At 40.8% G+C, this 23492-nt stretch carries 24 protein-coding genes and 1 pseudogene; 22 read left to right on the forward strand and 3 right to left on the reverse strand.

Translation table 11 applies throughout. The features are described 5' to 3' along the window. Window positions 1-543: 543 nt before the first annotated feature. Window positions 544-651 (forward strand): annotated as a pseudogene (locus tag ACTXGO_RS16330) (transposase); the annotation flags it as partial. 242 nt (window positions 652-893) lie between these two features. Next, window positions 894-1481 carry a hypothetical protein gene (locus ACTXGO_RS00005; protein WP_443541617.1) on the forward strand — a complete coding sequence of 196 codons (588 nt, stop codon included), beginning with the start codon at window positions 894-896 and terminating at the stop codon, window positions 1479-1481. A gap of 117 nt (window positions 1482-1598) precedes the next feature. Here the strand turns inward: ACTXGO_RS00005 and ACTXGO_RS00010 are convergent, their stop codons facing one another. Together ACTXGO_RS00010 and ACTXGO_RS00015 are read right to left on the reverse strand one after the other, a co-directional pair. Then, window positions 1599-3152: an ATP-binding protein gene (locus ACTXGO_RS00010; RefSeq protein WP_443519830.1), complete on the reverse strand. Its 1554-nt coding sequence runs from the start codon at window positions 3150-3152 to the stop codon at window positions 1599-1601. Further along, window positions 3142-3876, reverse strand: a complete 735-nt coding sequence (locus tag ACTXGO_RS00015) for a heavy metal response regulator transcription factor (RefSeq protein ID WP_025645672.1) — start codon at window positions 3874-3876, stop codon at window positions 3142-3144. The genes ACTXGO_RS00010 and ACTXGO_RS00015 overlap by 11 nt, the downstream gene beginning before the upstream one ends. Before the next feature lie 227 nt (window positions 3877-4103). Between ACTXGO_RS00015 and ACTXGO_RS00020 the strand changes: the two genes are divergently transcribed. The 20 genes from ACTXGO_RS00020 to ACTXGO_RS00115 all read left to right on the forward strand — a co-directional run bounded on the left by ACTXGO_RS00020 (window position 4104) and on the right by ACTXGO_RS00115 (window position 22876). Beyond that, on the forward strand, window positions 4104-4430 hold the full coding sequence (locus tag ACTXGO_RS00020; protein WP_093068413.1) for a hypothetical protein: 327 nt from the start codon (window positions 4104-4106) through the stop codon (window positions 4428-4430). A 134-nt stretch (window positions 4431-4564) separates the two neighbouring features. Beyond that, complete coding sequence (locus ACTXGO_RS00025) at window positions 4565-4843, forward strand: hypothetical protein (protein ID WP_093068416.1); 279 nt, start codon at window positions 4565-4567, stop codon at window positions 4841-4843. Between the two features lie 61 nt (window positions 4844-4904). Beyond that, entirely contained in the window at window positions 4905-5498 is a 594-nt protein-coding gene (locus ACTXGO_RS00030; protein ID WP_093068419.1) for a c-type cytochrome, read from the forward strand. A 139-nt stretch (window positions 5499-5637) separates the two neighbouring features. Then, window positions 5638-6267, forward strand: coding sequence for a DUF411 domain-containing protein (locus ACTXGO_RS00035; RefSeq protein WP_025645678.1), 630 nt, complete (start codon window positions 5638-5640; stop codon window positions 6265-6267). 67 nt (window positions 6268-6334) lie between these two features. Continuing rightward, entirely contained in the window at window positions 6335-8032 is a 1698-nt protein-coding gene (locus ACTXGO_RS00040; protein ID WP_319052020.1) for a copper resistance system multicopper oxidase, read from the forward strand. Window positions 8033-8057: 25 nt separating this feature from the next. After that, complete coding sequence (locus ACTXGO_RS00045) at window positions 8058-9191, forward strand: copper resistance protein B (protein WP_319052022.1); 1134 nt, start codon at window positions 8058-8060, stop codon at window positions 9189-9191. Window positions 9192-9286: 95 nt separating this feature from the next. Beyond that, window positions 9287-9763 (forward strand): DUF305 domain-containing protein, encoded by a 477-nt coding sequence (locus ACTXGO_RS00050; RefSeq protein WP_201572229.1) that lies wholly within the window; start codon window positions 9287-9289, stop codon window positions 9761-9763. A 145-nt stretch (window positions 9764-9908) separates the two neighbouring features. Next, window positions 9909-11252, forward strand: coding sequence for an APC family permease (locus ACTXGO_RS00055; protein WP_220455939.1), 1344 nt, complete (start codon window positions 9909-9911; stop codon window positions 11250-11252). Between the two features lie 130 nt (window positions 11253-11382). Next, window positions 11383-12036, forward strand: coding sequence for a methyltransferase family protein (locus tag ACTXGO_RS00060; protein ID WP_443541615.1), 654 nt, complete (start codon window positions 11383-11385; stop codon window positions 12034-12036). A gap of 112 nt (window positions 12037-12148) precedes the next feature. Next, a complete protein-coding gene (locus ACTXGO_RS00065; RefSeq protein WP_025645689.1) occupies window positions 12149-12427 on the forward strand; it encodes a DUF5676 family membrane protein in 279 nt (92 codons plus the stop codon). Window positions 12428-12525: 98 nt separating this feature from the next. Next, window positions 12526-12681 (forward strand): hypothetical protein, encoded by a 156-nt coding sequence (locus ACTXGO_RS00070; RefSeq protein ID WP_156770962.1) that lies wholly within the window; start codon window positions 12526-12528, stop codon window positions 12679-12681. A 138-nt stretch (window positions 12682-12819) separates the two neighbouring features. Continuing rightward, the gene (locus tag ACTXGO_RS00075; protein ID WP_443541613.1) at window positions 12820-15438 is read left to right on the forward strand and encodes a copper-transporting P-type ATPase; all 2619 of its coding nucleotides are present in this window, start codon (window positions 12820-12822) and stop codon (window positions 15436-15438) included. Between the two features lie 80 nt (window positions 15439-15518). Beyond that, window positions 15519-15803, forward strand: coding sequence for a Sec-independent protein translocase subunit TatA (gene tatA / locus ACTXGO_RS00080; RefSeq protein ID WP_011959992.1), 285 nt, complete (start codon window positions 15519-15521; stop codon window positions 15801-15803). Window positions 15804-15858: 55 nt separating this feature from the next. Next, window positions 15859-16245, forward strand: coding sequence for a Sec-independent protein translocase protein TatB (gene tatB, locus ACTXGO_RS00085; RefSeq protein ID WP_192992010.1), 387 nt, complete (start codon window positions 15859-15861; stop codon window positions 16243-16245). Beyond that, window positions 16242-17075, forward strand: a complete 834-nt coding sequence (gene tatC, locus ACTXGO_RS00090; protein ID WP_025645697.1) for a twin-arginine translocase subunit TatC — start codon at window positions 16242-16244, stop codon at window positions 17073-17075. Before tatB ends, tatC begins: the two co-directional genes overlap by 4 nt. A 175-nt stretch (window positions 17076-17250) precedes the next feature. Next, window positions 17251-18543 (forward strand): ATP-grasp domain-containing protein, encoded by a 1293-nt coding sequence (locus ACTXGO_RS00095; protein ID WP_286708074.1) that lies wholly within the window; start codon window positions 17251-17253, stop codon window positions 18541-18543. 104 nt (window positions 18544-18647) lie between these two features. After that, window positions 18648-18974: a DUF6122 family protein gene (locus ACTXGO_RS00100; protein WP_025645701.1), complete on the forward strand. Its 327-nt coding sequence runs from the start codon at window positions 18648-18650 to the stop codon at window positions 18972-18974. Window positions 18975-19080: 106 nt separating this feature from the next. Next, the gene (locus tag ACTXGO_RS00105) at window positions 19081-19521 is read left to right on the forward strand and encodes a two pore domain potassium channel family protein (RefSeq protein ID WP_192992009.1); all 441 of its coding nucleotides are present in this window, start codon (window positions 19081-19083) and stop codon (window positions 19519-19521) included. Window positions 19522-19647: 126 nt separating this feature from the next. Then, on the forward strand, window positions 19648-21132 hold the full coding sequence (locus tag ACTXGO_RS00110; protein WP_193005964.1) for a leucine-rich repeat domain-containing protein: 1485 nt from the start codon (window positions 19648-19650) through the stop codon (window positions 21130-21132). Between the two features lie 73 nt (window positions 21133-21205). Continuing rightward, the gene (locus ACTXGO_RS00115; RefSeq protein ID WP_443541611.1) at window positions 21206-22876 is read left to right on the forward strand and encodes a hypothetical protein; all 1671 of its coding nucleotides are present in this window, start codon (window positions 21206-21208) and stop codon (window positions 22874-22876) included. A 180-nt stretch (window positions 22877-23056) separates the two neighbouring features. On the opposite strand, the gene ACTXGO_RS00120 is transcribed toward ACTXGO_RS00115, so the two are convergent. Further along, a complete protein-coding gene (locus ACTXGO_RS00120; RefSeq protein WP_201611666.1) occupies window positions 23057-23329 on the reverse strand; it encodes a helix-turn-helix domain-containing protein in 273 nt (90 codons plus the stop codon). Window positions 23330-23492: the final 163 nt, after the last annotated feature.

Genomic DNA, 23492 nt, shown 5'->3' on the forward strand with positions numbered 1-23492 from the left:
TTTAAAGGGGTTTTATACAATCTAAATTTGGTGGGCCCAGTAGGACTTGAACCTACGACCAAAGGATTATGAGTCCTTTTTCTTACAACAATAATACACAACATCTATCAACGAGTAGCTATGTTTTTTAGATAAAAACCTTTAATAATAAGGTCTAACGATAAAAATGAAATATAGATATCAATAAAGAGTTATATCTAACAATATATGCAGAGTATCAAAATAGTATCAAATAGACTGCTGACCCGAATAAACTTGAATTAAATGACTCGTAAAATCTATCTTATAGCACCTAACAATAAAGGACGACTCTTTCATTCAAAGTATCAAAAAAGTGAATAGCGAAGTACACTTACTTTTATAGAAATGATGAAAATATACTGCTGAGATCAATGTATGCAACTTTCGTATTGCTACTTCTAGTTACAAAGCATCAGATTTTAGATAAAGCTGTTATCTGCGATTTTTTAACGGCCTTAGTGTAGTGGTATAATTAAATTGGACAGCACACAAGGTTATACTACCCCAAAGAAGAAAAGTAGTTTGGCCACCAAACGCAACCAATATACCCGAGAATTCAAATTAGAAGCTATTAGCTTAGTGATTGATCAAAAGCATAAAATACCTGATGTTGTTGATTCACTGGGTATAGTCAAACTCACCTTGCAGGAATAGCTGAGTCAATACCGTCAAGAAGTTAGTGGCTAAACACCTACAACTGCCAATACTGGACTGGCTCAATAAAATGCGACTGCATAGCACAATTGGTTGCGTGTCATTCTTTAAATTTGAAAGACGCTATTACGATAGTTTAAGACTGTCAGGCATTGCTATACGACTCAAGTAACTCAGCCTTCGATATAACCGTTTATCGAATTAGGTATGCAAAAATTATGCTAGCAAATACTATAGATTGGAAAGATATAAAAAGCTATGAGCACTCACAAAACACAGCCTTTGAAGAGGTTGTTTGCCAATTAGCTTACAACGAGAACAAAGAAAATGGTCAATATATTAGAGTCAAAGCTCCCGACGGTGGTGTTGAGTCTTATCTAACCTTAGACAATGGCAATGAAATTGGCTGGCAGGCTAAGTATTTCTTTGATATTCAAGATAGTCAGTTCAAGCAGATTAAGAAATCGTTTGAGACAGCTATCACAAAGCACCCGAAACTGGTGAAGTATTATGTTTGTTGTCCTCTTGATAGAGCAGACCCAAGAATAAAAGATAAAAAATACCTTCAGGACAGATGGAATGACTTCGCAGAAGAGTGTAAAGCGCTTGCCTCAGGTAAAGGTATGACTGTTGAGGTCGAGTTTTGGGGTGCTTTTGAGCTTAATAATAAACTGCAAAAACCTATAAATTCTGGCATGGTTCAATTCTGGTTTGGTGGAGATAATTTTTCTAAAACATGGTTTACCGAACAGGTCAAACCCCCATATCAACAACATCACCTAAGAAAATTAGACTTCATAATCTAGCCTTATACACTATATGAATAATAGCATTCAGAGCCTTTCGACTTATCAAAATAAAATAGACCTATAGTAGGTCTACATATTATTAATATTTTGAACACTAGGATATTGAGGTGTATGCTACTTAGCAATCAATAATCCTACAGTAACTTCAAAACAATACTCATCTTTGTTAGTGATATTGACCGTCCCTTTATGAGCATTAGCAATAGCCTGAACGATAGATAAACCCAAACCTGATCCTGAATGGTGCTGGCTAGTTTTATCATGACGATAAAAGCGCTCAAACAATCGATCTGCTTCGCTTTGGTTTAGAGGTTTTTCTAGAAGGTTAGTAAAAGTTATCTCTAGCCAAGATTGCTTCGCGGTTTGAGTGTTACTTTGATCGTCTTCAAGCATCTTATAATTATTAACGGAAGTATTTGGAGTGTTGACAGTGGCTGATATTGTGACGACGCTATTACTAGCGGCGTAGTAGATCGCGTTTGATAGCAGATTAGCAAATAGCCTTTGTAATAAACCTTCATCGCCTAATACTGCCTTAAAATCTCCTAATTTTACAAAAGTTATTTTACGATCCTCGGCAATCATTTCAAAGTAATCTAACAGCTTATTGATTAGGACCTCAGTATCTACAGTAGTCACTTGCGAATCACTCAGTCCTTTTTGGGTTTTTGCTAGCAGTAGCATGTTGTTAATCATCGCCGATAATTGCTCTAAGGTGTCATGTTGCTGATGTAATTGTTCGACATATTCCTCTTCCTCTCTAGGCTTATTTAACATGACTTGCGTTTGCGTAATCAGCGTCGCTATTGGCGTGCGTAGCTCATGCGCGATATTGTCTGAAAATCGCGACAACGACTCAAAATTGCTTTCAAGCTTAGCCATCATCGAGTTATAGGATTCTGCTAAAGGTCTTAGCTCTAATGGCATATCACTAACTATTACTCTTTCGCTCAATCTTTCAGGATGAATACCTTTCATCCTTTGCACGATAGTGGATAAAGGGGCAAAACCCCAATACACGCTTAAGGCTGCTATTGAAACCAACAGTAGTGTGATGGCAAATAGGATCAGACTAAGTTGACGGTTAAACTGTAATAAATACTGATGATGCACGTCAATGGGTAAGGCGATAAGGGCAAGCATGTCATCGTCTCCAATAACCATAGCTCGATAACGTCTGTCTTTAATATTTATTACAAACTGTCTGTCATCATGATTTTGCTGTAATGATAATAGGTTAAAGTCGGCACTTAATTCATTAGCAAAGTTTTTGGGAGTACTAGATAGCAATCGCCCCTCTTTATCAGCAATGATAGTTTTTAGATCGTAATCTAGCGCTGATGAATGCAGGTGATCATCATTTTCTGTGGCTATTGTAGGAAGTAGATTTGAAGAAGCTTTCGAGCTTAGCGGTTGTTGAGTGTTTGATGGACTTTGAGGCTTAGGTAGTGTCTGAGAGGCTATTTGGTTATCCGCCTCTGTTACGCGCTTACGTAGATTAAAGGCTGCGTGGGTAATGATTTCAGCATCCATTTGCTCAAAATGGCTTTTAACAGAGTGCTGTACCCAGATATAGATTATCAACTGCGATAAAACGACAAATATCGTCAATAAAAACACAGTTCGCCATAGTAAGGGTAAGCGTCGATTGTCCAATCTATTTATCATATTGGCTATCTTCCGTTTCGCTGGCAGCTTTATTACTAGCTGAAACGTCGACAGCATCTAATCGGTAGCCCATGCCACGCACAGTATGAATTAGCTTGGTATCAAACTCATCGTCTATTTTTATACGCAGACGTCTTATTGCCACATCAATCACATTAGTATCGTTATCAAAGTTCATATCCCATACTTGTGAAGCAATGATTGAGCGTGGTAATACTTCACCGCGGCGCTCTAATAGAAACTGTAATAGGGAGAACTCTTTTGCGGTTAGTTTAATGGGCGTGTCTCCTCTATGTACAGTGCGCTTGGCAATGTCCATTTTGAGATCCGCTATTTGCATGAGCGTACTTTTATAGTCGGCTTGATTGGCGCGTCGTAATAAGCTTTTTATCCTGACTATTAACTCTGCAAAGGCAAAAGGTTTGGTCAGATAATCATCACCGCCAATCTCAATCCCCTTGATTTTGTCATCTAAATCATCTTTTGCGGTTAGAAATAACACTGGCGTATGCTTGCCAGCCGCTCGGTAATTACGTACTAGCTCAAAACCGCTAACATCAGGCAGCATAACATCCATGAGTATCACGCTAAACTCTTCAGTCATCATAGCATGGTAGCCATCTAAACCTGTCAGCTGATGATCAACAATGAAGCCTGCTTCACTTAAGCCTTTTTTTACATATTCGCCGAGTTTTAATTCATCTTCTACTAGTAGTACTTTCATAGTAATCCTTCAATATAATTATGATTTTATAATACCCAAATCAATATAAATGACAAAACGGACTGGTATCTGACAAAGATGTCATGCGCTCGTCATCAAATAGTCAGTCTTCGTTTGTTAATCTATACCTATAGTACATAGCGGCTCATTCTTGATACGAGTAGCTACTATGAATTATTACTACAGGTAATTAGTTTCAATATTTAATAATTTATTAAGGATGTTATATGAAAAGCTATCGTTCATTCAAAAAAGTGGTGCTGCTATCCGCTTCGATGCTTATCGGTATATCAGCAGCTAATGCGCATACTACCAATCTAAGCACTTCAATTATCGATAATTGCGATAACTTAACTACGTTTGCCAGAAATCTAGATCACAATAACGCACAGATGTCTGATGCTCAAATGAAAAGCTATGTTGATGCACGAGTCGCTTGCCAAGTTCAGCATCAAGATCAACATCTGCAGTCTGAAAAGTATTTTATAAAAAAATATGGTAGCGATCGTGATAGAAATGCTGATGCCATACTAAATGAATACGTGCAGCATTAAAATATAAAAGTAGCAAGATGACAATATTGTCATCTTGCTGTCATCTCTCTGTCAGAATCAATAAGTTATGCTTTAGACTGAATTAATATCCTAAAGCTTTATGTACCCTCAACTAAATCAATTAAGGATTAACCATGTCACTCTTTAAATCAAAGTCTTTACCTAAAGCAATCGTAGCCACTGCCGTCGCTCTAGTCGTTTCAACCTCAGCTCTAGCACATGATCCTAAAATGCATGCTGAAAAAGATCAAATGAACTGTGAAAAAATGCAAAAGCATATGGATATGATGGGAAAAATGGATCATAGCAAGATGGACATGAGCGATCCTGCCATGAAAGCGATGATGGCTAACATGGGTAAAATGAAGCAAATGTACCAAAAACACTGCGTTACTAACGACAGTAAATCTTAAAAATTTTAGCTCTGTTAAATAGCAGTCAACACTTAACGGAAATAAATTGTTAGGAAAACATATGAAATTTTTATTGGGTGCGCTCTTTACCGTATTTGTGGCAATCGTTAGCGTGTTTGCGGTTGTTACTAGTGGCGTTGTCAATGTGGGAGCTGACCAAGAGCATAGCCCAATGATGTTTAGCTTTTTAGAAACTGCTCGCAATCGTTCCATAGAAAATGCCAGTAAAGATATTGTGGTACCAGATTTAGAGAAGGCTGAGCTAATCAGTTCTGGTGGCGCGGACTATAAGGATATGTGTGCAGGCTGTCACTTGTCTCCGGGAGTGGCACAAACTGACTTTAGTGAGGGCTTGTATCCAAAGCCGCCCAACTTTACCAAGGCTGATATTGTCAAACGTTATCAAACAGAAGACGGTGCAAAGCAAGGCTTTTGGGCAATTAAGCACGGTATTATGGCATCTGGAATGCCTGCGTGGGGCGCGTCCCATGATGACGCTAGAATGTGGGCAATGGTAGCCTTCATTAGATCGTTACCTGAATTAGATGAAAGCCAATACACGATGCTAACCACTAGGATAGATGGCGATATGATGGACATGTCATTTGACGGTGATATGAATATGTCGGATGATGGATCTGGAATGCAGCATTAATTCTTCCATATTCCTTTATAAAAGCGCAGTGCTAAATAGTGCTGCCTTTTGGGATTTAAACTTTGCCTATACTACACTTAGTTATAGGGTATAAATCTTTAGAAGGTTCAACAGATAAGCAGACGCTTAGGAGTAAGTTATGAGACGCTATATAAATATAATGGGCAATGGACATAAAAAGGTATCAGCTTCTGCTCTTTTACTAGTAGCAACGTCAACAGTAATGGCTTGTAGTCAGCCCGATACTAGTGTTTCAAATTCTACTCAAACTGAGCCAACGCTTGCCACCAAAAGTGCTCAAATAGAGCAACCACAACCGCAAATGATGTCTGTCAGTGCTAATTCAGGTACTGGGTCGACAATTCTACAAAACGTCTCGGCTACAGTTTACAAAGATGCTAATTGTGGCTGCTGCAAAGAATGGGTAGGCTATGCCGAAGGTCATGGTCTAAGCGCAACTGCGCAAGACGTTACAGATTTATCTTTATTTAAAGAGCGTTACGGTGTCCCGCAGCAAATGCGCTCTTGTCATACCACCGTCACTACTAATGGTTATGTTTTTGAAGGTCACGTTCCTGCCAAATACATGGCACAGTTTCTAGCCAATCCGCCAACTGATTCCATCGGTCTTGCGGTACCGAGTATGCCAGTTGGTAGTCCGGGCATGGAATATCAAGATAAATTTATGCCCTATAAAGTCATGCAATTGAACAAGGATGGCAGCACTCAAGTGTATGCGGCTATTGAGTCGCCAGCGCAGCAGATGTAGTTCTATTAATAAGTTATCAGATATATAAGTTCAACTCTCATTTCATGGATTAACTTAGGTCAATATTATGAATAAAAACAGATTTAACCGCAGGCGTTTTTTGACAGGGTCATCCACCTTGCTCGGCGCGTCGATGCTATCCACACTACCGACGATGGCTAATAGTGCTTTAACTAAAAGCCAAAATGTCGTAGTCAATAGTGATAGAGCCGATCACATTGTACCTATACTAACGGGTAATGAATTTGATCTTTATGTCAGTGAGAAGATGATAACGGTCAACGGCAAGTCAAGCATGGCAACGCTGATAAATGACTCACTGCCTGCGCCAACGCTTAAGATGCAAGAAGGCGATACGGTCACCATTCGAGTCCATAATCAGCTGAATGAGTCGACCTCTATTCACTGGCATGGCCTCTTAGTGCCGTTTGAGATGGATGGCGTACCGGGTATCAGCTTTGATGGTATTCCTGCGGGTAGCACCTTCACGTACAAATTTAAACTGACACAGTCAGGCACTTATTGGTATCACTCGCACACTGGATTCCAAGAACAAACCGGTATGCGCGGGGCTATTGTGATTGAACCTAAAGGGCGCGAACGCTATCCTATTGAGGAAGATCACGTTATCCTGCTTAGTGATTGGACGCATCGCGATCCGCATAATCTGCTAAAACTACTTAAGCAGCGTGCTGACTTTGATAATTATCATCTGCCAGACTTTAAAAAGCTATTGTCCGATATTGCCGCTACGGATCTTGAGGCGGCTTATGATAAACGTAAAATGTGGAACCAGATGCGCATGATGCCGACTGATTTTACTGATTTATCTGGTGAGACCACGTTTACTTATCTTATGAATGGTAAAACGACAGCGGCTAACTGGACGCAACTTGTCAAGGCTGGACAGCCTGTCAAACTACGCTTTATCAATGGCTCCGCGCAGACGATATTTGATGTACGCATCCCCGGCCTAAAAATGAAAGTCGTCGCGACGGATGGGATTGATGTCGCGCCCGTTGATGTCGATGACTTCCGTATCGGGGTGGCCGAGACTTATGACGTCATCGTCACCCCAACCCGTGACGCGCATACCATATTTGCCCAAAACATCGATCGCACCGGCTTTGTCGCAACCACGCTTGCCACTAAAAGAGGCGCTCGCGCTGCCATACCTGCTATGGATGATGTTGAGTGGCTAACTATGTCCGATATGATGGGGGCTATGGGTGCTAATGGCTATGATGCCCGTCATGCTAAGACCGAATATGACTTTAAGACAGATATGCGCGTCGATAGTCCACGGATGAATCTCGATGATCCGGGTATTAATTTGCGTGATATTAATCGTAAGGTTTTAACCTATAACCAACTGCATTCTGTTGGCAATGAAATAATGGCCGAGCAGCGCAAGCCCACTCGAGAGATTGAAATACATCTAACCGGTAATATGGAGCGCTATATCTGGGCACTCGACGGCATCATGTTTAAGGATGCGCCGCCTGTCAATATCAAACCGGGCGAGCGTGTGCGTATTACCTTAGTCAATGACACTATGATGAACCACCCTATGCATCTGCATGGTATGTGGAGCGATTTGCGCACGCCTGATGGCGATTTTCAAGTTCGCAAACATACGATAATGGTGCAACCAGCGCAAAAAATTAGCTTTGATGTCACAGGAGAAGCTGGTCGCTGGGCATGGCATTGTCATCTGCTCTATCATATGGAAGCCGGGATGTTTAGAGAAGTTGCCGTTGTTTAATAAACCTTCGAATATGAGCCTTATTATGAAAATATATAAAGTAGGTCTACCGTTTATTGGCATGTCATCTTTGATGCTACTAATGTCACCTTTAGCAAACGCTGCTGAGATGTCGAACATGGATCATGGCAGTATGGACATGTCTGGTATGGATATGTCAGATATGGATCACAGCAGCATGGATATGTCGGGCAATATGTCAGATATGGACCATAGTGGCATGGATATGTCAGGCGATATGTCGGATATGGATCATAGTGGTATGGATATGTCAGGCGATATGTCGGATATGGATCACAGTGGTATGGATATGTCAGGTGACATGTCAGATATGGATCATAGTGGCATGGATATGTCGGGCGATATGTCAGGTATGGATCACAGTAGTATGGACATGTCAGGTATGGATCATAGCAGTATGAATATGGATATGTCTGGAATGCAAGGCGGCGAACCACCTCCTAATGCTCGTAGTCCCGACTACTCAAATGGTGTTGACTATGGACAGTATGGTAAACCGGTAATGATGGGTAGCTTACCGTTATGGGGTGTGTCAGTAGAAACTTTGGGCTATCAGTTTGAGAATGACCAAATCGATTTTGAAGCTGAAGGCTGGTACGGTACTGATAGTAATCGTGTCACTCTACGCAGTGAAGGTAGTGCTCAAACTAACGATGATAAAGAGATCGATAGTCTAAGCTCACTCGCTTATTGGAAGCCGCTCGGTATCTTCTGGAATGGAGAAGCGGGTATTGCTTATAATACTGAAAACGATAAGTCCGCAATCATGGCAGGCATTGCTGGTACGGCGCCGTACTTCGTTGAGACTGACGCAAGAGCTTATCTATATACTGATGGTCAAGTCCAGCTTGATCTTGGGGCAGCGTACGAGTGGCGCTTAGATCAGCGTTGGGTGGTCAGACCAGAGCTGGAGCTGACTGCCTTTAGTAAAGATGATACCGATAACGGTATTACTAAAGGATTTAATGAGTTTGAAGCTGAAGTTAGGCTGGCTTATGAGACATTCAGTCGTCAGCTCGCGCCTTATGTTGGTTTCAGCTACGAGAGCGCCTTGGGTGATGCGCGAGACTTACGTCGTCAAGAGGACGAAGACGTTGATTCTAATAGTCTGACTGCTGGTGTGATGTTTTGGTTCTAGTGTTAACCATGTAAGTAACAACAGTTTATAACACTAGCTCTAAAAAAAGGCACCTCTTTATTTAGGTGCCTTTTTACTAAATTAAGGATAAGAATATGAATAACCATATGGATAATAAACAGAAGCAAATGAACCCTTATGTAAAGTTCACAATCATGATTTTAACATCGACAGTCGTGATGTTTATCATGATGTATTTTAACACCTATCAGTGGGATCATATTTACTTTAGTGAAACCCGAGCTTATATGGCGTTATATATGGGCGCTATGATGGCTATTATTATGCTTGCCTTTATGACCAATATGTATAAAAAGACTAAGGTCAATCTAATGGTTTATGGGATTAGTGTCGTGCTATTTGCCTTTGGTTTATGGGGCGTTAGATCACAACAAACGGTCGATCAAGTGGATTGGATGCAGGCGATGATACCGCATCACTCGATTGCTATTTTGACCAGTTCGCGTGCTGATATCGAAGATCCACGTGTACGTCAGCTTGCTGATGACATTATCGAAGCACAAAAGCGTGAAATCGGTGAGATGCAAGCACTTATTGATGAGTTGGAATAATATATTATGATACCAATAAGTAAGCTCTTCTTTAAAAACTATTTACTATATCGCGTCTTTTAATTCTAACTATACCTACTCCTTACTTCAAAAATAACCTGTAAAACTGAAGTTCTACGAAGAAATAGATTAAGGTCGAATAAGTATGAAGCAAGATAGAACGACTCGCTATCAGAAGGATAGTTTGACATTATCAGGAACAGTTATGCTAGGTACCGGTGTCATGATCGGTGCTGGTATTTTCGCTCTGACCGGTCAGATGGCTCAGATGACGGGTTCGCTTTTCCCACTTGCTTTTCTAGCCGCCGCAATCGTTGTTTCTTTTAGTGCCTATTCTTATATCAAAATCTCTAACGCTTACCCGTCGGCTGGCGGTGTTGCAATGTACCTGCATCAGGCATACGGAGATCGTTTACCGACTGGATTTAATGCCCTGCTGATGTATTTCTCCATGGTTATAGCGCAGAGCTTTTTGGCCCGGACGTTCGGGTCATACACTATGCAGTTATTCGGTGGCGATGACAGCGGTCGCATGGTATCCATCCTTGGCGCCGCGCTTATTCTTGCTGCGTTCTTTATCAATTTACTTGGTAATCGTTGGATTCAGGGGGTTGCATCGGTTATCGGTATTATAAAAATTGTCGGTATTCTTATATTCGGGTTGGTTGGTATCTGGCTAGCTGATAGCTTTGCAGTTGATTCTTCTACATTAGGTGACACTAATACTGTTGGTGACTTTCTTGGCGCAACGGCGCTAGGCATACTGGCATTTAAAGGCTTTACCACGATTACCAACAGTGGCTCGGAAGTAAAAAATCCTCATCGCAACGTCGGCCGTGCCATTGTAATATCAATCGCAATATGCGTAGTTATTTACACTCTAGTCGGTTTCGCGGTGTCTAGTAATCTATCTCTTGCCGAAATCATCGAAACTAAAGATTACTCCTTGGCTGCCGCCGCACGCCCAGCACTTGGCGACTATGGTCTATGGTTCACAGTTGCAATCGCAATGGTAGCTACCGCTGGCGGCCTCCTTGCTAGCATCTTCGCAGTCTCTCGTATGCTTGCTATGTTGACTGAGATGAAGCTGGTGCCTCATCGTCATTTGGGAATGCCGGGAAGCGTTCAAAAACATACGTTGGTCTATACTGTGGTGTTGGGTTTAGCTTTTACGACGTTATTTGACTTATCACGAATTGCAGCGCTTGGCATTGTTTTCTATCTAATTATGGATATCGCCATTCATTGGGGTGTTTTGCGATACCTTCGTCAGGATATAAAGGCGGTGATGTGGGTGCCTATAGTGGCCATACTTCTTGACCTGTTGGTTCTCGGCGGTTTTGTCTGGATTAAACTAAACTCAGATCCATTCGTACTTGGCGTAGCAGTCGTCACTATTGTAGTGATTGCTGTGGCTGAGCAGGTTTACCTGAAATCTTCAGCGAGGAAAAAAGCTATCGAAAAAGATACGCTTGCAGACCATCATTGACAGTAACATCAAAGAGTTTACAGAAAAATTGTTTGGTTAAAAATTGCATAGATTTAAGCGTCTGCTTACTATCTTCAAGAATTGATTTCATGCAATACGATATTCATAAAGACAACAGGGAAAGTAAGCTATGAATGAGTCATTTAATCACGCTGGAACTTGGGGTCTCGCACTAATTGTTATTGTTCTGATTTCTTGGTTCTTTTACCGTTATTTCGCACCAAAGAACTGGCGTGAATGGGCGGGTGCTGGTGTAGTTCAGGCTTTCATTATTGCACTTTACGCAGAAATGTATGGCTTTCCGCTCACTATATATTTATTAGTACGGTTTTTTGGTTTGGACAGCCAATATGTCAGCGCTAGCTTATGGTCGACCCTTGTTGGTTTAGGTGAGACAGGCATGATGATCTCAATGCTACTCGGCTATGCTATTGCATTTTTAGGAGTCGGTCTTTTTGCTCAAGGTTGGCGCCAAGTCCACAAAGCACGAGGGGGAAATCGTTTAGTAACTGATGGACTCTATGCCTACGTACGTCATCCTCAGTACACCGGGTTGTTTATTGCACTGTTCGGTGAGGGTGTGGTGCATTGGCCAACTCTGTTTTCAATCGGTCTGTTTCCAGTGATTGTGCTTGTATACACATGGTTAGCTCGACGTGAGGAACGGCATATGTTTGAAGAGTTTGGTAAAGACTACCTTGCTTACAAACAGCAAGTGCCAATGTTTATTCCTCAATGGGGTCAATGGCGTCAACTTGCCGCCGCCGCACGAGTTAAAAAGTAATATCAATACAGGATAAAGCTTTAATTCATACAAATCCTTAGAGTTAGCATGGTTAGATACGATTGGTTATCTTGAGCTTGAACCACATCATACAATAGTGAGGATTACTAAGATGGTCAAATCAAACTTAACAACAAGTACTTTAAGGATTGCCCCTGTTGGCAATAGTGTATCGTTGTTTCTACTCATTAGTTATCTATTATGCATAGGGTTTGGTTTACTCGCACCCGAACAGATAGCGATGCACGAAGCTTGGGCACCTCTACTACCTGGCTTTGAGTGGTTAACATGGACAGGTTTTCTAATTGGACTTGTAGAATCATATCTTTACGGTTGGTATTTCGCCATCTTGTTCGTGCCACTATATCGTTGGTTCGCCAAAGTGCGCTAAAGATATTGATATATTAACAGTCAGTAAACCTCTTCGGTTCGAGTAAAAATTAATTGAAGAGTTGGAGTGATCACAGTTTAGACTGAGGAGAAATCATAATGAATGGGTCAATGCATGGCATGATGAACGGCTCAATGATGTATGGCATGGGCTGGGTTATGATGCTTATCTGTTTGTTATTCACCCTACTATTTTTCGCAGTACTAGTACTAACAATCATGGCACTGCTCAAGTATTTGCGTGATAAAAACTAAATTCCAATTGAAAAGTATAGAAATTATTTTTTAGAGGTTTTTAGATTAATGATTAGATGAATAGCAATCGAGGATTGATGATAGTGCTTTAAGAGTTGTACTTATTATCAATATTTATTGTCTTCAAGGAGTGGTTTTATGAAACATATTGCCGATGAAAAATCTATCAAAGGTGGTCAGTACGATAAAGTACCGGAAAATTATAGCGGTACGGTTTATATCTGCCCGATGCATCCTGAGGTTAGAGATACTGAGAAGAGCGATTGTCCGATATGCGGCATGTTTCTCAAACCTGAAGACGAGGTTGCTGAATCCAACAGTAATGAGGGCAGTCATGCGCATTGTCATAAAGCGGATGCTAATAATAGTACTGAGTTAAAGTCTGTCGAAGGCAATAAGTACGACAAGATACCAGAAAATTATAACGGCACGATTTATATTTGTCCTATGCATCCAGAAGTAAGAGATGTTGAAAAAAGTGACTGCCCAATATGTGGCATGTTTCTTAAACCTGAAGACGAAGTTGCTAAAGATGATAGTCACGCCAGTTGTCATGGAAAGGATACTGATAGTAGCGGAGTAAAATCTGTTAAAGGCGGTAAATACGATAAAGTACCTGCTGATTACGATGGCACGGTATATACCTGTCCTATGCATCCTGAAGTGAGAGACGTTAGAAATAGCGGTTGTCCGATATGTGGTATGGCGCTTGAGCCCGAAACGCTTACTATCGGTGAAGAGGACACCTCAGAGCTTGACGACATGACTCGTCGTTTTTGGATATGTACCGTGTTGACTGTACCGCTATTAATATATGTGATGAGCGGTATGTTTGACTTAAACGTAGTTAATTTTAGTCAGTATGGTATCTCCTCAAAGATCTTACAATGGGCTGAGTTAGTGCTCGCGACCCCTGTAGTGCTTTGGGGCGCCGCCCCGTTTTTCGTCCGTGGCTGGCAGTCTATAAAAAGCCGCAATCTAAATATGTTTACCTTGATTGCGATAGGCGTAGGCGCTGCTTATATTTTTAGTATTGTCGCGACCTTTTTTCCCGATATTTTCCCAGACAGTTTCAGAGATGCCTCTGGTCAAGTCGGAGTCTACTATGAAGCAGCAGCTGTCATTGTAACCTTGGTGCTACTGGGTCAAGTATTAGAGCTCAAAGCCAGAAGCCAAACTTCAGGTGCGATTAGAGCTTTGCTTGAGCTCGCACCACCAACCGCAAGACGTGTCGATGAAAACGGTGAAGAAGTCGAAGTCTCGCTTGATGAGGTCGTCACTGGCGATAAGCTACGGGTTAAACCAGGTGAGAAACTACCCGTAGATGGTACAGTGATCGATGGTAATAGTAATGTTGATGAATCAATGGTGACGGGTGAGCCAATCCCTGTATCAAAAGTAGCAGGAGATACAGTGACTGGTGGTACGGTAAATGGCACCGGAACGCTATTAGTCGAAGCGGTCAATGTTGGAGCAGATTCAGTATTATCTAAAATTGTACAAATGGTTGCTGAAGCCCAGCGTAGCCGCGCGCCTATCCAGCGCTTGGTAGATCAAGTGGCGGGTTGGTTCGTACCTATTGTTATTGTCAGCTCTATCATAACCTTTATTGTCTGGGCGATATTCGGCCCTGAGCCCGCTATGACCTATGCTTTGGTTAACGCGATTGCGGTACTGATTATTGCTTGTCCTTGTGCCCTTGGTCTAGCGACGCCGATGTCCATTATGGTTGGTACCGGCAAAGGCGCGCAAAACGGCGTCCTCATCAAAAATGCTGAAGCGTTAGAGAGTATGGAAAAAGTCGATACCATTGTCGTCGACAAGACCGGAACACTGACCGCTGGTAAGCCCGAGCTTACCGCAATTGATGCGCAGGTAGGTCAAAATGAAGACGAGTTCCTCGCATTGGTAGCCTCAGTAGAAAGCGCTAGCGAGCATCCTTTAGCAGAAGCTATCGTTAGAGCAGCTCAAGAAAGATCACTCATTATTCCTAAAGCTACTGACTTTAATTCGACTACTGGCGAAGGCGTACAAGCCGTGGTCGATGGTAAGAAAGTCGCTATTGGTAACTCTAAGCTTATGGAAAGCCTAAATAGTTTTGATAATGAGCTGTCCACTAAAGCTGATGTCCGTAGAAAAGACGGTGAAACGGTAATGTTTGTGGCTATAGACGGTAAAGCTGCTGGTATTATTTCAGTTGCTGACCCTATTAAACCAAGCACTAAAGAGGCTATTTCACTGCTTCATGACGCAGGTTTAAAAGTTGTGATGCTAACCGGTGACAACGAAAAAACCGCGCAGGCAGTCGCCAATAAACTAGGTATTGATGAAGTTCATGCGGATGTCTCACCAGAGGATAAAAACCGTATCGTCAAAGAAATGCAAGACAGCGGTAAATTGGTCGCTATGGCGGGTGATGGTATCAACGACGCACCAGCGCTAGCGCAAGCTAATGTTGGTATCGCTATGGGAACCGGTACCGATGTGGCGATGGAGAGTGCGGGCATTACCCTGCTAAAAGGTGATTTAATGGGCATTGCCAAAGCTTATAAGCTTAGCCACGCCACCATGCGCAATATCAGACAGAATCTGTTTTTTGCCTTTATCTACAATGCACTTGGTGTTCCTATTGCCGCAGGTGTGCTCTATCCCATATTTGGGCTTCTGCTCAGTCCGATGATAGCAGCGGCAGCGATGAGCTTGTCGTCATTCTCGGTGATTGCTAACGCGCTGCGATTGCGCCGTTTGAAACTATAATTCTGGTACGGTAAAAAGTGTTCTAAAGCACACTGACACATACTGGTCTAAACAAGATCACAAAATATAAGGATACCGTTATGGGCAGCTTTTCTATTACACATTGGCTGATTTTATTGGTCGTAGTGGTGGTCGTATTTGGTACTGCCAAGCTTAAAAATGCAGGTAAAGATTTAGGCGGTGCGGTGAAGGGTTTTAAAGAAGCGGTCAAAGATGAAGAACCTGAGAATGCTCGCAAAAATCATGTGCTTAGCCATGAAAATAGTACGCCAGCTGCAAGTAATGATTTAAATACGCGTGTAGGTAATCAGGCTGATGATATGGAAATCAGCCCTATTTCCACTGATGACCAGCCTAAAGTATGAAGCGCGCCGCTTATAAATAGCGGCACTAAGTAGTCTATTAATATATGTGACTGTTATGTTTGATATTGGGTTTTCCGAATTACTCTTGTTTGGCGTCATTGCTTTAATCGTATTGGGCCCAGAAAAACTGCCGCAAGCCGCACGTACCGCTGGGCAATGGTATGCCAAATTGCGTCGCACGATTTCAACCTTACAGTCTGATATAGAGTCTGAGCTTGATTTGGCTGAGACACGAAAACAGATGCAAGATGAGCTGGCAAAGATTCGTCAGACTGAGACAGACATGCGGCGTGAGTTAGCCGAGATGCGCGGTAGTATGGATAAGTTTGAAAACTCGCAAAACCAAAGCTTAGATACTTCCTATCAGTCAAACACTCCTCAGCAGCAAAATCATCAGCCAGATACTTCCTCTTCTTCAGCTATAGAGAAGGGGGATAAATGAGCTTATTTAAGCGCCAAAAAAGTCGCCAAAGAAAGTTAGCAAATACAGATGCTAAGGCGTCAGATGCTACCCATAATGTTGAGACTGATAATGTGCTGAATGTGCTTAGCGACATGCCTATTACTGAGCATTTGATTGAATTACGCAAGCATCTCATCAAAATATGCGTAGCCGTTTTGATCGTCTTCTTAGCATTGGTAGGGTTTTCGCGTGAGCTCTACAATCTTTTATCAGACCCTCTGGTTGCGCAGCTGCCTGCGAATTCGACTATGATTGCTACTGATATTACCTCGAACTTTATGGCACCTATTCGCTTGACGATTTTCGTTGCTGCCTTTGTAGTGATGCCGTATATTCTGTATCAAATTTGGTCATTTATAGCGCCTGGATTATATAAAAAAGAGAAAAAAATCACTATTCCAGTGCTGATATCTTCGATATTCCTATTTTATTCTGGTGTCGCTTTTGCCTACTTTGTGGTACTCAAAGGCGTATTGAAGTTCTTTATTTTATTCGCTCCGCAAAACGTTATACCTATGACCGATATCGACAGTTATTTAAGCTTTGCGCTAAAGTTATTTATGGTATTTGGACTCACTTTTGAGATTCCAGTGGTTACTTTATTATTGATAATGGTCGGTATCATATCCACTCAGAGTCTAGAGAGTAAGCGCCGATATATCATCGTCGGTTGTTTTGCTGTGTCAGCGGTAGTCACACCGCCCGATGGGGTGTCAATGCTATTGCTCGCGATTCCAATGTGGCTACTGTTCGAGTTAGGTTTGTTTTTAGCGAAAGTACTCATTAAAGAAGAGCGTAAAACCGTATAACCTTGCAAAGTAGCTAATTTATAAACTAGATATATTGCAAATTAAGTATCTTGCAAAATGACTATTTCGTAAAGTAACTATAAAAATAACCTTATCTTAAATATTTAAGACACTTTTTTTATTTTGGCTGTCCCCTAAACCCTATCAGTACATTCAACTTAGTAATGAGATTTAAATGGAATCCCTAATTAATAATAAAAACAAAACGAATGATAATCTGGCAAATCAGCTTAATCAAGAGTGCTATTGCCGTACTTTAGATCGTAAAGCGCTTAATAACAGCCTGCAAGATCAATTAGTAAACACAAGAGATAATCCACTAGGAGCCAATGAGCTTAATAAGCTGTTTTCAGCGACACCGGTGTTCGTCCCTAAGACAGAGATAGAAGCAATGGTGCGAATCATCGCAGCTATTGAGTCGACTGCTAGACTACCGTCATATCAACAGCAAGTACTGTCGTGGGCACCCAATATCTCGGCTTTCGATCCGGGGCCAATAGGGGCCTTTATGGGTTATGACTTTCACTTAGGGAGCGATGACCCCAAGCTTATTGAGATCAATACCAATGCTGGAGGCGCATTTTTAAACGTAGCACTTGCCCGCGCACAAAAACACTGCTGTCGCCCCTCAGAGCAAAGTGTTGCTACTACTAAAATGCTTGATGGGTTTGAAGAAGCGGTCGCTAATATGTTCATACAAGAATGGCAGCGACAATCGGCAACTAGCATGCCCAATCGCATTGCTATTGTGGATAATGAGCCCAAAAGCCAGTTCATGTATTTGGAGTTTCAGCTGGCCTGCCAACTACTTCAAGCTAAAGGCATTGATACCGTTATACTCGATCCGTCTGAGCTTAACTATGCTGATGGTGTACTGACAGCTCATAGCAAGCCCATTGATATGATCTATAATCGGTTAGTCGATTTCGCCTTTGAAAACCCCAACCACGCCGTGCTTAAAAGTGCCTATTTAGAGGGTGCGGTAGTAGTAACCCCCAATCCGCATGCCCATGCTATATTCGCTAATAAGCGCAACCTGACTTTACTATCCGATACGCAAACTTTGCAGTCGTGGGGACTAGGTGATGATGATGCAGAATATCTAAAAAAGTCAGTACCAACTACCAGAATGGTTACAAAAGAGGATGCAGCAGAATTATGGCGTACTCGGAGACAATTGTTTTTTAAGCCAGTAGCTGGTTATGGTAGTAAGGGCGTTTACCGTGGCAGCAAGATTACCCGCCGCGTATTCGAGACTATTTTAGATGAAAGCTATATTGCGCAGACCTTTATCCCTGCTACAGAGCGATCAATAAAGATTGATGATGTGGTGACGACTAGAAAGGTAGATATACGTCTTTATACCTATGCAGGACAGCTGCTACTAACTGCTGGGCGTATCTATCAAGGCCAAGCGACTAACTTTCGCACACCAGGGGGTGGCTTTGCGCCTGTTTTTCAAGTCTGAACATAGCATGAACATGTAGCTTTGGCTTCTTAAGTAACGTTTACTAGTTTAATTATTCTGCATACCAACTTATCAATAAAACATCATGCTGAATTGGAAAGATGATGATCCAAACCGTTATCCACTACTTCCTGCATTTTGGCATGCCGTTGATTATTGCCTATACTTTTTTTCGTGATGATTACAAACGAGTATATTTGATTCTTTTAGCAACCATGCTGGTAGATTTAGATCACTTGCTAGCAACACCTGTTTTCTTACCTGATCGCTGTAGTATTAATTTTCATCCATTACATACTTACTATGCAATGGCAGTTTATGCGGCTATGCTATTTCTACCAAAGCCCTATAGAATAATTGGTCTAGGATTGTTACTACATATGCTGACTGATTCAAATGACTGCGTAATGACCTATCTGAATAGACTCTAGTGCTTATGCGTAGTCGTTAGCTATAGTGAAAAAATTATACAGGATTAGTTAAAATAAATAGGGTAATCTTCCTTTAATGTCGTTCCTTCCTCAAAAAGGATAAAAAGTGATTCTGGCAATTATAATGGCAGCGATTCTAATCGCTGTCTGCACAGCAATACATTATGGCGTATTAAAATTCTCGTCACAGTTTGTGACGCCGTCGCGCCATCCGGGACACTGCCTTGGGGTCGCAGTTGCCTCAATCGTGCTGGCTCATATCCTTGAGGCACTGCTTTATGCGACTGGCTTTTGGGTTGCTGTGCATAACTTTCAGGTTGGTGACCTCGTCTCGTCCTCATCCAACGGCAGTGCCTCCCTTACCTTTATGGACTACTTTTACTTCTCGCTAGTTAACTACACAACGCTTGGGCGAGGTGACCTCATGCCTAACGGACATCTTCGATTTATGACCGCGATGGAGGCCTTCCATGGTTTCCTACTGATTACAATGTCCGGAACCTTTGTGCTGCAGATCATGAATGGTAAAAAACCCCTTGCAAATTAGCTAAAGACTATTTAGCTAAAGACTATCTCGACTATGTGTAGCATAGGGCTGCATAAACCTATGTCAGGATACTAACGTTATTCTGGCATAAGAAAAATAGTTCAAGTTGTTATAAGGAATAAAGCTATGAATCCAAACAATAATAACTACCATCAGGACATTCATCAGTCTGATACTTCTAATAAAACATTAAATACTAATGACAACTGGATTGAGAAAATATGGGCGTGGGCAGATGAGTTTGAGCTCAAGCATTCTGAAATTCCTCGTAATAAAGAATCACTGTTAGCCCTAAAAAAGCTAGAGATCTTAGAGCCTGAACATGATGAGCAACACTCAAAAGACGTCTATAGAATAGCCTATCTACCCGATGAGCTTACCAACCTTACAAATCTAGTAGATATAACTATCAGTGGCATATGTTCAAGTCATTTACTGCCCAATATCGGTAAGCTCACTAATCTAACCAAACTGTCTATTAGTCACTCTAAACTTGTCGCATTACCTGAGAGCATCGGGCAACTGAGTTATCTTACTGAACTCTTTATTGATCAAAGTGAACTCGAAGCGCTACCTGATAGTATTGGACAACTTCATAACCTTACTAAGATGTTCATTGGTCGCTGTCAGATTCAATGTTTACCTGACAGCATTGGACAGCTTACTAAGCTTACGGTACTTGATATAGTTCACTGTGAGATTGAAGAACTGCCTGACAGCATAGGGCAGCTTATTAACCTCGCTAAGCTTTTTATTAGTTATTGCCCGCTCAAGCACTTGCCTGACAGCATAGGGCAACTCAAAAATTTAAATGACCTTGATCTTATTAACTGTGATCTCAAAGACCTACCTAGTAGTATTGGACAGCTTACCAACCTCAACAAGCTTTATATTAATCGTTGTCGTATTAAAGAGTTGCCCGCCAGCGTTGGACAACTGAGCAGTCTTACAGAGCTTTTTATTACTCATTGTGAGCTTGAAGAGCTACCTGATAGCATAGGCCAGCTTTTGAGCTTAACTCACCTTGACCTGCTTCACCTTGAACTAACGGAGCTACCCGATAGCTTTGGACACCTCATTAACCTTGCTGAGCTTAATATTATCAACTGTAAACTTAAAGTATTGCCTGATAGCATCGGACAGCTCGTTAACTTAACTAAGCTCAATTTTAATCACTCTAAGCTTGAAGTCCTACCTGATAGCATAGGGCAGCTTATTAGCTTAACTGAGCTTTTTATTAGTCATGGCAAGTTTGACAAGCTACCTGATAGCGTAGGTCAACTTACTAATCTAGAGAAGCTTTATATTAACCATTGTAGCCTCAAAGAGCTGCCTGAAATCATAGGGCAACTTAAGAGTCTGACTGAGTTTTTTATCAGTTATTGTAAATTGGGCAAGCTACCTAATAGTATTGGTGAGCTTAATAATCTTGTTAAGCTTGAGCTTGTTTATTGTAATCTTAGAAACCTGCCAGATAGTTTTACACAGCTGAATAGTTTGAGATGTATCAATCTTACTGGTAATCCTCTTGATAGGCTTTCTCCGAGGGTGAAATGTTATTTACGTTCTATTGATACAGTCTACGGTTGGGATAAACAATCATACTCTTAGCGGTTGTGCGATATTCACATCATACTCTTAGCAAACTTCAAACATTAAGTTACGAGACAATGCCACAATAGCATTGACTCGCCTTCTACAAAACCATATTCATGTTGCGGTTCAATTGCTATCAACCTTTCAAGAAGTAGATGATCCTTATGTGTTTGAGCGTGTTTTAGCTTCAGTGTATGGTGCAATATTATCGTCACAGAGCCATGAATCAATAAATGAGATATCCAGTTTTATCCTTAGCAATATTTTCGCTAAAGAAGAGGTGTATCCTAATGTTCTTGTAAGAGACTTTGCTCGAAATATCATTGAATATGCTAATAGTCATAATTTAGTAGGTTTTAGCGAAAGTGAGCTGAAGTTAGCTAGACCATCATATAAAAGTGTGTTTCCTAAAACTATTCCTAGTAATGAAGACATTGACAATGAGTACGCGAATGATTATGAAGATAAAACCATTCCTAAACATCGTTTTGCTCAAGATAAAATTATAGACTCAATGACGACAGAGTATGGTAGAGGTACAGGTTGGTACGGTGATTTTGGGCGTTACGTTTTTCAGTCTAATTTTAGTAACTGGAGTAATATAAATATTGATAAGCTTAGCAATTATGCTGTAGAAATAATTTTTAATAAATTTGGTTATGATGCAGAAAAACATGGTGAATTTGATAGAAACACTCCCTATACAGGTCGTGGTGAAAATAGAGTTGAACGAATTGGCAAAAAATATCAGTGGATGGCAATGTATGAAGTGGTAGCTAGAGTAGCGGATAACTTTGAAATGACAGACCCATCAACACGTTGGAAAGATGATAAGAAATACATATGGTACAACGGTTCTGTAGAGCCTTCTTTTAGAGATATAGACCCTACATTCATACCTCCTGATTCAACTAACATCCGTCTTATAACTCCCCCTAATTACAATGGGTGGAGTGATGATTTTGAAAATTGGGTAGTTTCAAAAAATGATTTAATTGATTCAAAAGAAGTCATCTTAAACCATTTTCAGAACGAAGACTGGTTATCCCTAGATAGGCATATTGAATTTGAGCCTAATAAGAAGTTAGGTGATGGTGACCATTCTGGCTCATATCAACGTGTATGGTATATGATCAACGCATATTTGGTAAAAAATGAAGACTTTGATCTGGTCGTATCAAATATACAGAATAAAAACTTTATGGGTCGATGGATGCCTGAGTCTGTAGAGAGGTATAACGATATATTCAACTTAGAGTATTACTGGTCACCTTTACTTGAAATCTATGATAATGAATATTATGGTAATTCTGGGTGGCAAAACATATATGAACGCCGAGTTGGTTCAGATGAAGATAGTTTAGGTGAAGTTTACGTTTGTTCAGAAAGTCATATTTCAGAAGGGATAAAAAATCGTGATTTAGGCTATAACATCAGTGCACCTGCTAGATTATTATTCGAAACTTTGAGTCTAAAAAATGATAAGTTCTCTGGTTCATGGGTTGATAAGCATGATGAATTAGTGATGTTCGACGCTTCTTTTTATGGTAATGAATCTGGTAACAACCTAATGGTGAAAAAGGACGCATTAGAAGAGCTGCAAAAAAGCACTGGATGTAGAGTGATCTGGACAATACTTTCAGAGAAGATTGCGATGTACGGAGGTACCAAATCAACTGAAAAAAGGTTAAATATTTCGGGTGTATATTACCTAGAGGATGGTGAGTTGGTCGGTGAGGATTTTTTCTTTACAACTTGATTTTTATAAGTTATTTACAATTAATTAAACGTTACTGTAGTTAGTGTGGCTCTCTGACTTGAAATAAAAAAGCTACTTAAATGTAAGTAGCTTTTTTATATGCCTATTTCTAACCTTAAAATAAGTTTATGAAATATGAGTTTATTCATGAAAGAGCTAAAGAGTAACTATTGTCACTAATCAAAAATTAGATGTACATTTTTTCTCACATTTATCCAGATAAGCATCCAAATTCTTACGCCGATATACAATGTGGCCACCAGTTTTACTGTACGTTATTGCATCAGACTTATGACAGCGCATATACTGCAGAGTGTTCACGGATTTGTTTAGATAGGCCGCTGCGTACTCAGGCGAAAATGGAGTGTCAGCAGATGCATTCGCTACAGTTTCTTTCATTAATGTGAGCTCATCATGTGTGTAATCAGCCCATTTCTTTTTCTTAATATACATAGTTAAATCTTCATCTTTGTTAATGTCATTCAACAATACAATGATTAGAATTAAATAAATATAAATAGCAATGAAAAAAAACTACTATAAAGTGTGGATATAAGCAAAAACTCTAATTTTTGCTTATGTTTACTTTTAAACTTACATATCAGTTACAATTTCT

The sequence above is a fragment of the Psychrobacter sp. T6-1 genome (genome assembly GCF_052258445.1).